Consider the following 12715-nt stretch of genomic DNA (forward strand, 5'->3'; position numbering starts at 1 on the left):
TCCGCAATTGGTTGACAAGGCCCAGGTGGAGACAAACATTGTTTTGATCGCCACACGACATCTCGATGTATCCGCCAGCGGATTCGCCGATCTATGCCGCCAGAGGGGCGTTCTCCTGAGTGTTATCGGTGAGCATGTGCTCCGCTTGATCACGCATCTTGATGTGTCGCACGGTGACGCGTTAGAGGCGGCTCGGATCGTCGGCGATGTCGCCGAGGAGGCCGGTCGCCGCATCTAACGATGCATAGCTGGCTCGTTTGGTTTGCCGATTGGTCCACGAGGGCTTAGCAGTCGGCTACAGGCCATAGCTTATGCGATATTCTGGCTCTGGCCGTGACCTCCAGCCAAGGCGGGGGCGGAACGGAGGAGGTGTCTCGCGCGCAGTTGCTAGGCCGTTCACTTTCGGTATCGGTCGACGAAAATTCAAGCCTACGAAAGAGGTGGAACGGGCGGGCTCGTGTCGAAGACGGCGCCATGCAGCGTCATCAGACTGTCGACGAGGTCGGGGACATCGACAAAGCGAGTGACCGGTTCCACCGAGAAATCCGTGGCTGCAGCGCGGTCAAAGATCGCGTAGCAGAGCTCGCCATTGTTGTAGCGCGAGCGGTAAGCCAGACCGACGAGGTCTTCAAATTCAGAAAACAGCCCCAATGCGAGGCTTCGGGACGGGCGGTAGTCGTCGGTACTGATTTCGCCGGCATCGATCTGATGGAACTGAAGTCCGTCATCGTAGATCTTTGCGAGCTTCAACGGGCGTACCGGTCTTAGAATGGAGAAACCGCGCTCCTCCACTGCCGCTCGTCTTAAGATGCGCCCGACCGGCCGCCGTAAAACCGTCTCGACGAATGCGCCCTCAAGGCGTGCCGCTCCATAAAGCGTCCGATATTCACCCTCGGGTGCATCAAACCTGTTTGAAGGCGGCTTTCCGGCGGCGGGTCCGAAGAAAAGGGGATCGCGCGCCACGGCGTGAACCCGCACGATCGGCGTACCGGGAAGAACGTCGACCGATCGAAGTCCCGAGACGAAGCGCGAGGCCGCCACCTTTTACTCATCCTCTTCCAGACCGAGATAGGCTTCGGCGGCCGCAACAACGTCCGCTGTCCGACCCTCGATCAGGGCGAGGCGTGGCGTTGTGGCAAGATTGGGATCCTGCTCGATCAGGAACTGCAGAGCCGACCATCCCCCCGCTGTCGAGAACAGCTTCAGTATGGACGGCAGTCCAGGGATAGGCTTCAATCTGCTCCCCTCGACCACCCACTGAGCAAGCGGGAATACAAGCTCCTTGCCAACCATAATCCCCAGCGCGGTGCCGTTCTTGGCTCGCTTGTGAAGACCCTGTCTCGATAGCTTCAGGCGCTCGGACGCCTCTGTCAATGACAGGCCGCCCCCGGCTTTCCGAAGCAGGTCCTGCTGGACATCACCGAGCCGGCCCGATTTTTCATCCTGCGCGGTCTCGATGCCTTCCACCTCGGCAACCAACCTTGCATTCAATTCGAATTGCTGGGTGGCAAGTTCGAGATGGCGCGCCAGTTCACCGAAGGCACGTGGGCGATCGCTTTCGCACAACCGCTGCAGTTCCCAACTCGTCTGGGTCAGGTCGCTCAAAGTTTTGAATGCGTCGATCGCAAGCTCCGCAGCCCGCCCTGAGGGTTCCCAGGAGTAGAGGAGAGCCTGACGAACCTCCTGCGATCGGTCACGACATTCCAGAACCAGCCGGTCAAACCAGTTCCGCGGACGCGGTCGGTTAGATCGCTCGAGATGCGGTTGGAAATTCCGGATCGCTCCCTCCAGGAAGGCCGTCGCAAGAAGAAGTGCCCCCTGCTCCAGACGCGAGTAGAAAAGGGATAGCTTATAGACGGCGAAAGATGTGATCTCCGCGGATAAGGGGCTTGAAACCAGGATCGGATCCGGGGCGTGGCCCGAAAAAAGCGTCAACCCACTGTGCCTTTCAGGCGCCAGCGCCGCCCTGACGCCGTGCAAAGGAGGGCCTCCGAACAATCTCAAGGCAGGCATCACCCCTAATCCAGGCGCCGACTGCGCGAGCTCGCGCCTCACCGCACGTGAGAGCCACTCCTCATAGCCCAGGCCCTCACTCTCGGCCTGCACACGCACAGCCGTTCGGAGGTCATCCGGCATATTGGGGACGTGGAACGGATCTGCCATATCGGTCTCGATGACAAAACTTCGTTGATAGTTGATAGAATATAGGTGGCTTTATCAACCTTATCAACCGGCTTTGTTGCTGCCCGAGCGGCCAAATCCTAGAAACTCCTTCCCTTCAACGCCGATGAACAGCTTGAATAGCGGCTGTGCCGTCACGTCGATATTCGGCGCCGACCGGCGGAATTGAACGTTCACGCGTCAACGTCGTGAAAAATCGAGCTCGCGCCATTTGTCGCGGAATCTTGTGGCTTCTCCATCGATGATGGCGCCCAGGACTCGTTTCGCGGCTCAGGTTGTTCAAGCTCGAGGTTCTCGATATGGGCATCGAGTTGGGAGTAGAGCTCTTGGAAACCTTCATCGTGTTCGAGGCTGAAATATGCCTGGGCGGCTTTGAGGTTGTCTCTGAAATCATTGTACAAACCAAGTTCGTCATCCGACGAGAAACGGCTGCTCAGTTCGTCGAAGACGCCGGGAAGGTCAGATAGCCATTCCGTGCGAAACGCCTCCGTATAGTCCTCAAATTCACGATCGTTGAACATCTGCCGCAGAATTTTGTCCGTCAGCGGTCGTGCGTCCAGCCAGGTAATCGAGTGGTCGCGGATGTCGTGAACGTGGCGTTGGCGAATGTCTTCAGGAAGAAGGGCCCAGGACGCGAGTGCGGCAAGCAGGAGCTTTCCGCTCAGCGTGTTCCGGCTAGCATCGGCGTGAGCGGCCCATTCAAGTACGTCCGGCCGTGCCTCCAGAACCTTCAGAAGGAACGCCTTTTCGCACCGAGCGCCGAGAAAAGACCGCAACGTATCATCCAGCGGATATGACTTCAGCCGTTCAATCAGCCCGGCGTATAGTGAGGGCGGGATCCGAACGCGGCTTTCATCCCCGCTCTTCGGCCGACAAACGACCTCGTCGAGAAGACGGTCAAGTTTTGCGCCTTGCGCATAAAACTCCACCAATTCCGGCGACGACGCCACGACCGTGGCAAAAGCGTCCGTTACAGTTGGATGACGGAACACCCAGCGGTCGCCATCTTCTTCGGAGACCAAACGGCTAAGACTGTCGTTGAGATGCTCCATTGCACGGGCTGTTTCGGCAGCGTTCACTCCCATAAGCCGGGTCACCAGATCCAGCGCCGGCGATGCCGGAATCGGGGAGGGGACGCCGGTTTGCGAGTTCAGGAAGATCAGAGCGATAGCAGCTCGGGATGGACTGTCCAACTCCGTCAACACGTCCGTGAGAAACTCAACGGGATGTTCAACCAGCTCCATAAGCCGGTCTCTGCTGATGGAAAGGTTCTTGGTGAAGAGCGGGTCGCCTAGCCGGCGTGCCGTTTCCGGAAGGAAGGACGGGCTCGACGCGATCGCCGGCAGGAACGGCTTTAGCCGATGTCGCATTTCCTGAGGCTGGACACGCCTGACATGGTTATAGAGCATCTGAGCGCGCTCTTCCTCCGAAAGAGCATGGACGTTCACCACCACCTGGCTCTCCTTCAGTAGCGAAAACGAGCTCGTCTTCAGATGTGGTTTGGCTGCTTCCCAGATATAGTTGCGCGAGGTGAAGACGATCCGCGCCCCGCCCTCTACTGCAGCCCTCAGCGTCCCAAGTTCCGCATTCCAGCGGCTCATTCGAGAGGTGTCGAAGTGGTTGGGGCCGAAAGCATCGTCGACCCAAAGAAACTGTTTCTCACCCGGATGCCACAGCTGTAGCTGATCTGGAGAATTGATTTTCAGCGCCCCTAGGCAACCGTCGTCGATGGCGCCAAGCGCCAAGATTGCAGCGATGGTCGACTTTCCGGATGCGGGGTCCCCAAGCAATATGACAAAGCCGTGGTCTTGCAACGCCTTAACGGCGGATCGATACGCATCCGTCGGCACGAAACAGCTCAGGTCCGAACCCATTGAGTCCAAAATGGCCTTCGCCTGCTTGTAACCGTGGCCGGTAATGATGTGCGACAAGTCCCCGATGCCGTAGACGCGGGGTACCAACATGCGCAGTTTCGCGTTTTCGGTCAGTTGCTGGACAATCCAGGTACCACCGAACGTGCGACACTGTTTGATGCCCACAGCCTCGAAGGCGGCGCGGATCAGGGTGTCGGACTCACCCGAAACCCCGGCGTTGGTCAAAATAATGTAATCATCTGCGAGACCATTGGCCGCCAGTTTGGCTGCTTTGGGCAGTTCCTCGCTGAGATCGGACAGCGTCAGATTGGCGCCGGGCTTTCCGATGAATTTACATTGGATCGTAGACCGGCCGGCCATCCTGTCCTTCGCATCCCAACGCCCCAAAAAAGCTGCGTCCCGCCCGCCGTCATTCGATCCCAGGAACGTCTGGACGGGTCGTTTCAGGACCTCCGCGGATATGGCGGCTGCCAGATCCTGAAACGCCTTCCAGCCCAGTTTACTGAGATCATACGTCACTGCAGCTGTCTGAACCGTCACGTTGCGGCCTGTTCTACCCGAAACACTCGCCTAAACTGCATTAAATTCATTTGAGATCAAGGCGCTATGAGCGGGTCGAGGTCCGGCCTGATCTGCCGATTGACGTTCCCGCGCGAATAGAGGCCGCAAAACGCAAGCCGCGGATGATCATGTTCGCCAACCCATGAACTCGGTCGGCACCTGGATAGCCGATCGCGACTTTGTCGCGCTTCTTGCGGCGGTCGACGAGAGCACATTGCTCGTGATCGGTGAGGCCTATACCGAATAGGTTGTGGGCGAATACCATCCCTCGAGCATCGAATTGCTGAAAAAAAAAGCGGCAGGAGCTGGATCGTTCTGCGCAGTTTCTCCAAGATCTAGGCCCTAATCGCCGCGCTATCGCGACGAACCGCCGGGCGTGAGATGTCGCATGTCTTTCAGCTTCTCCGCCAAGGTTAACCGCCCAAGCATTCCCACACCTGCTGAGAATTCTCTGAGGAAATTTGTTTTCTGCATCAAGTTATATGCCTCCATTTGAAGGTCGCCCGATGCGCGATATTCCTTTTTCTTTCTGGCTAGGTCATCCTCGTAGTGCTCGGAGTAATCACGATTCCGCGAAAGATAGAATATGGTTTCAGCATCGGCGATCTCGTCAGCGCTCATCATCGCTAACAGATCGCTCAGGGCCGCCTTCGAAATCTCACGGTCCTTCCTCAACGCTTCGAAGTCACGCTTGAAATAATCCATTCCTAAATCGCCTTCCTCGCGGGGTGGATGGAAGGCCTGCCATTTCTCGGCGAGAAATATTGCCTTTTCATCGCTCAAATGAATAAGCGGAGTTTCAACGCCGAGGATGCCCTTCAGCTGACGATTTTCCTGCATCAGCTTTAGCGCTAAGGAAAATTGTCGGTTTCCAATCTCATATTGCTGTTTGGTTGTGGTCTTGGAGACGTCAAACTTGGGGTCGGACCATTCGTCCCGCTTGGGGAGCGACTTAGCTATTGCAAACAGGTCTTTCCTTGAGAGGTGACTGGTATGAGTTCCTGTGCGAAACTCGTCGCACAACTCGAAAATGCGATACTTGAACCTGTCCAGCGTCTCCTTGAGAACTTCCAAACTATCTCGGATGACAATGATGTTTACGAGCGCACGGTCTTCCAGGCTCCGCTGACCCTCTTTCGTCGTGAAGTACCGAAGCTCCTGGCCGTCGTCGTCAATCTTGGTAAGGCTCTGAACGAACGGTTGAAGGTCATTCAGAAACTTCCGCGACGCCAGATCGGGGATCCTGCAGTCGATCAGATGGTGAAGGTGAGATGCGATGTCGTGATTTGGAACGTGACCGGACTTTAAAATACCAACCTTCACCAACTCGCCGATAATCAGTTTCAGATGAAGCTCAATCGCGTGCCGCGCATTGTAGAGGATCGGCAGGACCAACGTGTCTCTTTGGCTATACCGGCTTTCGTTGAGGATCAGGTTTGCTAGATCGAGCGCGGCCTCAATGTATCCGTCAGCGTAGTTTGCAATGTTGCCCTGCCTGCCTATGAGGGCGTTCCACTCGGAGTGAGCTGGAAGCCTAAAAAATGGATCATCGCTCATTGGCAAGCATTCCCCGGAGAGGCAAAATCTTCCCATTCGTTTAGCAGTTACGAAAATCTGGGAGAAGCCAGATGGGAAAAGTCGGACATCATTTGATCCGCTTATCCGAAACCCCGCTATCGACACCTTGCCGACGATCGTCAAACATATGTTTGATGGCCTTGGCGGTCCCGCCCGAAGGCGGCACGCGGCAGCCCCTACCGATCTGGATTCCATTCGTAGACCGTTGAGCTGAGACAGTTAGCGGGCCGGAATGACGATCGGCCCGCGAGGCCGGATCGGTCAGCCTTCGGCGGCCTTGGCAGCCATTGTCGCCTTGGCCCACCAAACCAGTTCGTCAAGCGCCGTCTTTGCCGTTGGCAGGAGGTTAGCCTCGATCTCCTCGATGGGTTTGTTGCCGAAGGCCGGATGGATGGCCATGAAGTCGCCGCCGCCGATATGGACGGCAGCATGTGTAGACACCATCTGCAATTCAACGCCGATGCCCCTCAGATGCTCGACGGCGCGCGTGGCACCCGTACCGCCGTAGCCGATCGCGGTGAAGGGCTTGCGGATCCATTCCTTGTAGGCTTGGTCGAGCGCGTTCTTGAGAACACCGGTGATGGAATGGTTATATTCCGCGACGACGAAAATATAGCCGTCGAAGCGGCCGACCGTCTGCTGCCAGCGCACTGCCTCGGGGTTTTGGCTCGGCATCCACAAGTTCGATGCCATCTCGTCGAAGAAGGGGAGCGGATGATCGCGCAGGTCGATCAATTCCACATCGAGATCGTCACGCGCCTCGGCCTGCTTCAAAATCCATTGTGCCGGCGTATCGGCGAAGCGGGTCGGACGGGTGGAGCCGATAATTACGGCGATGCGGGGCTTAGAAGTCAAGGCAACCTCCTGTATAGTGGTTTCTAGCGGTAACCAGATTACGGATAGTTCGCGCGATCGCACAAGGAGGCACTTTATTGAAACCTAATAACCACGAGGAAACCGTCTCCTGCGACGGCACCGATGCTTGCGGGCCTGCTCATGTCTGCGACCACATCAGCCGAATGCTGGCGCGCATCAGCGATAAGTGGAGCCTGCTGGTGGTGCGCGTGCTCGGTCACGGGCCGCTCCGCTTCAACGCCTTGCGCCGGGAGGTCGGTGAAATAAGCCAGAAGGTGCTGGCATCGACCTTGCGGGAGCTGGAGGAGAACGGCTTCGTGTCGCGGACAGTAACGAATAGCGCCCCGCCGCAGGTAGAATACGCGCTGACGGATCTTGGCCGTGAGCTCCTAGATCCGGTTCGCGCACTCGCCGAGTGGGTGGTTGCAAACTCGGCACGCATGGATGAGGCGCGAGCGGCCTATGCGAAACGCTGCAGTGAAGGCTAGCAGGCGGAAGAAATGTCGGTGTCGACGGGGACCTCGAATGTTAGATTCGGATCGACAGACACAGCCCCCGCTATCATCTCGCGATAGGCATATTCGATGAGATCACGAATCAGCTCCAGCAGCCCGCTCCAGGGTAGCCCCTCGAACGGATCGCCATGGGCCAGGCCGTTGCGGATGCTATGAAGGGTCGGTTGGGCCTCTCGGCCAAGCGCCTTCCTGGCATCGCGTGTCGAAGGTGTCTCGTAAAGGAAATCGACGACGGAGCCGCCGTAAAGGCGGGTAAATGGCAGCGCGTTGTCGTCAAGCCGGTCTTTTTCGACGAGGTGGTGCAGCAAATCGTCAAACATCGGACGTTTCTTGCCGATCGCGCTGAAATACCGCTCTTTCAACGCAAACTCGAGAGCCGTCACCGCGACAAGCTCGCCTGCCTTGATCAGATCGAAATCCAGCCAGCCAAGGGCAAACAGTCGCTGAGCGCGATCGTACTTGGCAGAGGTGATCCGTGGTACCGCAGGATGCAGGTTTCGCGCCCGCAGGAATGACAACCAGTCCTCCGGCGTGTCGAATGTGAGGATGGCGCCGGGATTGCCGGTTACCGGCCAGGGAATGTGGAACGGTGAGGTCCTTTTAGCCCCGGCCAGGATTTCCGCATCGATCATCGTCATGTTCGCCCCGACATCCTGTTTGCCCCTTCGTCTCCATCCGACGGTCGGTGTCTACCACCCTAGAGATCCCAAGCTGGGCTGCTTAGCAATATTTTTTGAAAGGCGAAGTTGCTGAGCTTGTCATCAACGTGAAATTGCGTTGATCTAAGAAAGGAGCGGGTGCCGGGTCGTGGGGAGAGGGGACATGGCGCAGATTTCGAAGGCCGTTGCGATTGCAAACAACGAAGTTGCTTATCTGGCGTGGGAGATCGACGCGACGACGATCCCCGGCTGCTTGGGCTTTCACATCGTTCGAGAATATCTCGACCAGAACGATCAGGTGATCGATGAAAGACCGCTTGCCTCCTATGTGGCGTTCAAGGGCCAGCGCAATCCCGACTGGCTAGCGCAAAACACGACCGTCTGGCCGGTCCAGAAATTCAACTGGCGCGACCTGACGCTGCGCAAGAAGCGCGACGAGGCCAAGCGCCGCCCGGACAACGAACGTGTCCGCTACCGCATCCGCGCCGTCGGCAGGATGGCGGCCGGGCTTGAGCCGGTCGTCGTCGTGCCGGAAAGCCATCACGACTTCAAAACCCGCCAGGTCATCCAGCATACCTATGAGGGAACCCCAATCCCGCTCGGTTATCTGACGACCGCCGCGTTTACCAATATCGTCGACGTCACGACCCGGCGTCCGCCCTTTACCAGCAGCTTCACCAACGGCATCCTTTCCACCCAGTTTCTAGCCAATGTTCTGAACGAAGACGGCACCATCTCGCCAAACGAGCTCGAGAACCATCTGCGCAAGCCCGGCGACTGGTTGCGCAACTATCTTGCCGGCGATGTCCTGCCCATCCTGCACGATTTTTTCGCTCAGCCAGGCGGTCGTTTTCATGCCGCGCTCTACGAGCTTGAGGATGAGGAACTGCTGAAGATTTTGACCGACAACGCCGCCCGGCTCGACCTTATTCTGTCCGATGCCGGCAGCGGCACGGACGATGATGCCGAGCCGAACGAGAAGGGCAAGCAACCGACTATTTATGACACGCGCAACGCACCGGCGCGCGAAGCGCTTCAAGCGATCGCAAAGACTGCGGGCAGCAGCTTTACCCTGCAGAACCGTATGTTCAATGGAACGGGCCATATCGGACATAATAAATTCGTCGTCTGGCTCGATGCCGGCGGCACACCGCGATCGGTCATCACGGGTTCGACGAACTGGACCTGGAGCGGAATTGCCGGGCAAAGCAACAATTGTGTGCGCATCGACGACGATGCGATCGCGGGCGCGTTTTTCGATTACTGGACGCAGCTGAAGGCCGACGTGCTGCCCGAGCCTAACCCCCTTAACGCCAAGGCAAAGGGCGCAAACCAGGGCGATACGCTTAAAAAGGTCGACCGCACGCCGACCCGCGCCCAGCTCACGAATGGCGTATCGGCCGAGGTCTGGTTTTCTCCTAACATGCCGGGAAAACAGCAGCCGCCGTCAGCCTCGGCAAAACCGGCCTTGCCGCCCCCGGACATGGACCAGCTCTTTTCGCTGTTGCGCAAGGCTGAAAAGACAATCTTCTTCCTGGTCTTCATGCCGTCGCGCGGCGGCGTGAATTCCATCGTCTCCGAGGCAATCGCCCTTGGCCTGAAGGATACGTCGCTCAACGTCGTCGGCGCGATCTCCGACACGCAGGCGATGTGGGGCTATGAGCCGAGCCAGGACCTGCCAAGCGGCAAGAAGCTGCCGGCGTGGTCGCCGCACGTCTTTCAGCAAGCCGGAATTTCGGTCGTTCGGGCCACCGCCTTGACCGACCGGGAAATCGGACGCGCCGTCGGTGACTTCAAGAATGACGAGACACTGACGCTCGGACGCGCCATCATCCATGACAAGATCCTGGTGATCGATCCGATGGACCCCGCCAAATGCGTCGTCGCCTTCGGCAGCCACAATCTCGGCTACAAGGCCTCCTATTCGAACGACGAGAACCTGGTGATCATCAAGGGGCATGCCGCACTCGCACAGGCCTATGCCACCCATGTTCTCGACGTCTATGACCACTACCGTTTCCGGGCGGCAGAGGCTGAACTGGCCGCGCAAGCTAAAAAAGTGGGTGTCGCCAAGGGCAAGGCCGACCCGCGATGGGATGGGTTTCTCGACACGACGGGTGATTGGCAGGCGCAGGCATCCCATCGCATGTCGGCCTATTTCACCCGCTGATCGCTTGGGCATGGCCCCGCTGGTAAGGTGCGGACTCCATGTTACGTTGAACGAAATTCTGAGCGGTTCCAGGGATAAGCTTGCCACAACAAGACATAGCGAACGCGCCCAGCGTCCATCACTACATTCCGATCTTTTACACAAAGCGCTGGGCATCGGGCGACCCGCAGTTGCTGACGCGTTTCACACGCTGGCCGTCAGCCAGGTTCGCAGTCGATCGCAAAGCGCCAAAAGGCGTCGGCTGGGAGCGCGACGGTTACGCGTTCGATGGATTTTCCGGTGAACAGGCAGCCGCAATCGAACTCAAGCTCATGAAGCCGAAAGACGATCGGGCAAGCCGGATCCTCCGGCGCCTGGAGGTGAACGGCGCGGCTGGCGACTGGACCAACGAAGAGCGGTTCGACTGGACCTGGTTCATCGTCTCCTTGCTGGTTCGTGGTCCAGAAGACGTGAGAACGGCCAAGGTCAATATTTCGCGGGAATGGGAAATCCCGAACGAGCGCATGGAAGCGCGTTATCGACAGGTCCTGCGAGAGTTTCCAGACTTTCCGGCTCCGGCGACGCTTCGCGATTACATCGCCTCAATGGACGGAAACTACGGCAGTCGGGTCGCCATGAAGATCATGGCCAATATGACCGACCATCACGCCATATCGACAATGATCGCCAACATGCATTGGGGGGTGCGGTCAATCGAGCGCGGCCGCCGGCTTTTGACCTCAGATCGACCGGTGCGGCTTGAATTTCCACTGCGCTCCGAAAACGCCTTCCTGACATTGCCGATCGGCCCGACCCGCATTTTCATCGCCGCAAGATCGCCCCGCGGCTTGAACAGGTTGTTGCACTGCGACCCCGTCGCGCTGGTCGAGCGCAACAATCGCAAAGTCGTGCGTCAGGCGCGGCAGTTCGCTTTCGCCGCCGACGACAGCGAGCGGGACTGGGTTTTCAAGAACCTGGCCAAGGCGCCGCAACCTGGCTTCTTTGATTTCATCCAAGGCCATGATGCCGGCCGGGATCATCGCTAACCAGCCGGATCGGATGATCGGCCGCCATAAATGGCACCAGTGCATTCAGCGAGTATTTGCATTTTGGCGCGACGGCTATTGTGTCAGTCGCCTTTACCACTTTGCCGTCAGGCCAACCTTCACCTCGTCTATGTCATCGCCCGTCTCTTCGAGCTGACCCTTGGAATAGGTGACCTTCAAGGCGGTGTGTCCCTCATCGTCCAGGTTGAAATTGACGCCTGCCTTGAGAAGGTAGGACGTGTCGCCGTTCTCGACATCCGTCAGATACTCATAGCTGGCAAATAAGGTAGCGTCCTCAAACACCTTCGGAAGGTTGTAGACACCGGCAGGCTGGATTGTCAGGCTAAGCACGGGCCCGATCCGCAGCGGATCGTCGTTATGATCGAAGATTGGGTCGGCGGATTCATTGAGCTGGTGGGCATATTGCAGGCGCAGTATCGGGTCGAGCTGCCAAATAATCGGGTTGAGATCGTTGGCTTCGCTCAGCCGGAACGGAGGCGTGTCAAGAAAGGGCTGCCATTCCGCGACCAGGGACCAGGACTTAGCCTTGCCGTCGAAGTCGGTGATATAGTTCGGCCGGAGACGAAAATAGTTGTCGAAATCGCTTCCGTTGGAAATGCCGATCTCGCTCGTCGCCGAGAAGCCCAGAAAATCGACGTCCTTCGACTTCTTCGCCGCACTGCTGTTGGCAGATCGGTTGAACTGGATCGCAGGCGCGATCGAATAGCCGAGGATATAGGGGTCACCGGGGGCGCCAGCGGCGCCTGGCCACGTGTAGGCATAGCCCATGACGCCCTGGGCGGACCAGACCGAGTTGTCGATCGTCCCGTCCCGCGACCAGGAAAAGCTGGCGCCGCTTGCTTTTTGCGGGCTCTTCGGTCGCGTGAAGATCGAGACATCTTCAAAACTGTCGCGCAGCAGGAACATGCCGCGCTCTTTGATTTCCGGCTCGAGCTCGCCGGGCGCCGAAATCGGCGGGACCGTTTCTCCCTTGTCGTTCAACGTGATCTGAAAGCCTGCCTTCTGCTCGCGCTCGACCGCGTGCACGAATTCCCCCGCCTGGCTTTCGTCATCATTGTCTTCCGCGGCGCGCTCGGCAGCGCTCAGCTTTCCGTCGCAATTGACGTCATACTTTTTGTATCGCTCGATCTGGTGTTTCGCATAGATCGTCCATTCGGCCTTGGACGTCGGCGAGCGTCCCTTGTAGGGACAGTTGTCCTCATTGGCCGAGGCGCCGATCGGCACCGACAGCAGTGCTCCAAAAACAAGGGCGAGCAGGTGAAAGCGTGTGGCCATC

General features: G+C 58.1%; 11 protein-coding genes and 1 pseudogene. 4 read left to right on the plus strand and 8 right to left on the minus strand.

What is annotated here, in order from left to right:
- Positions 1-238 (plus strand): annotated as a pseudogene (locus AC13RC_RS24690) (hypothetical protein); the annotation flags it as partial.
- A gap of 191 nt (positions 239-429) precedes the next feature.
- Here AC13RC_RS24690 and AC13RC_RS24695 read toward each other — a convergent pair.
- From AC13RC_RS24695 to AC13RC_RS24720, 6 genes are all read right to left on the minus strand, one after another.
- Positions 430-1041, minus strand: a complete 612-nt coding sequence (locus AC13RC_RS24695) for an RES family NAD+ phosphorylase (protein WP_488558710.1) — start codon at positions 1039-1041, stop codon at positions 430-432.
- A gap of 3 nt (positions 1042-1044) precedes the next feature.
- A complete protein-coding gene (locus AC13RC_RS24700; RefSeq protein ID WP_488558711.1) occupies positions 1045-1935 on the minus strand; it encodes a hypothetical protein in 891 nt (296 codons plus the stop codon).
- A gap of 291 nt (positions 1936-2226) precedes the next feature.
- The gene (locus tag AC13RC_RS24705) at positions 2227-2358 is read right to left on the minus strand and encodes a hypothetical protein (protein WP_488558712.1); all 132 of its coding nucleotides are present in this window, start codon (positions 2356-2358) and stop codon (positions 2227-2229) included.
- Entirely contained in the window at positions 2355-4574 is a 2220-nt protein-coding gene (locus AC13RC_RS24710; RefSeq protein ID WP_488558713.1) for an nSTAND3 domain-containing NTPase, read from the minus strand. Before AC13RC_RS24710 ends, AC13RC_RS24705 begins: the two co-directional genes overlap by 4 nt.
- 396 nt (positions 4575-4970) lie before the next feature.
- Complete coding sequence (locus tag AC13RC_RS24715; protein WP_488558714.1) at positions 4971-6173, minus strand: hypothetical protein; 1203 nt, start codon at positions 6171-6173, stop codon at positions 4971-4973.
- A gap of 282 nt (positions 6174-6455) precedes the next feature.
- Entirely contained in the window at positions 6456-7049 is a 594-nt protein-coding gene (locus tag AC13RC_RS24720) for an NADPH-dependent FMN reductase (protein WP_488558715.1), read from the minus strand.
- A 77-nt stretch (positions 7050-7126) separates the two neighbouring features.
- Here AC13RC_RS24720 and AC13RC_RS24725 point away from each other — a divergent pair, with 77 nt between their 5' ends.
- On the plus strand, positions 7127-7537 hold the full coding sequence (locus AC13RC_RS24725; protein ID WP_488558716.1) for a winged helix-turn-helix transcriptional regulator: 411 nt from the start codon (positions 7127-7129) through the stop codon (positions 7535-7537).
- On the opposite strand, the gene AC13RC_RS24730 is transcribed toward AC13RC_RS24725, so the two are convergent.
- A complete protein-coding gene (locus AC13RC_RS24730) occupies positions 7534-8202 on the minus strand; it encodes a hypothetical protein (protein WP_488558717.1) in 669 nt (222 codons plus the stop codon). The two genes, AC13RC_RS24725 and AC13RC_RS24730, sit on opposite strands and share 4 nt — an antisense overlap.
- Before the next feature lie 184 nt (positions 8203-8386).
- On the opposite strand from AC13RC_RS24730, the gene AC13RC_RS24735 reads away from it, so the two are divergent.
- Both AC13RC_RS24735 and AC13RC_RS24740 read left to right on the plus strand, forming a co-directional pair.
- Positions 8387-10393 (plus strand): phospholipase D-like domain-containing protein, encoded by a 2007-nt coding sequence (locus AC13RC_RS24735; protein WP_488558718.1) that lies wholly within the window; start codon positions 8387-8389, stop codon positions 10391-10393.
- Between the two features lie 80 nt (positions 10394-10473).
- Positions 10474-11418, plus strand: coding sequence for a DUF4238 domain-containing protein (locus AC13RC_RS24740; RefSeq protein WP_488558719.1), 945 nt, complete (start codon positions 10474-10476; stop codon positions 11416-11418).
- A gap of 93 nt (positions 11419-11511) precedes the next feature.
- On the opposite strand, the gene AC13RC_RS24745 is transcribed toward AC13RC_RS24740, so the two are convergent.
- The gene (locus tag AC13RC_RS24745) at positions 11512-12714 is read right to left on the minus strand and encodes a hypothetical protein (protein ID WP_488558720.1); all 1203 of its coding nucleotides are present in this window, start codon (positions 12712-12714) and stop codon (positions 11512-11514) included.
- Position 12715: the final 1 nt, after the last annotated feature.

Source organism: Martinezella sp. CNPSo 3890 (assembly GCF_057784455.1).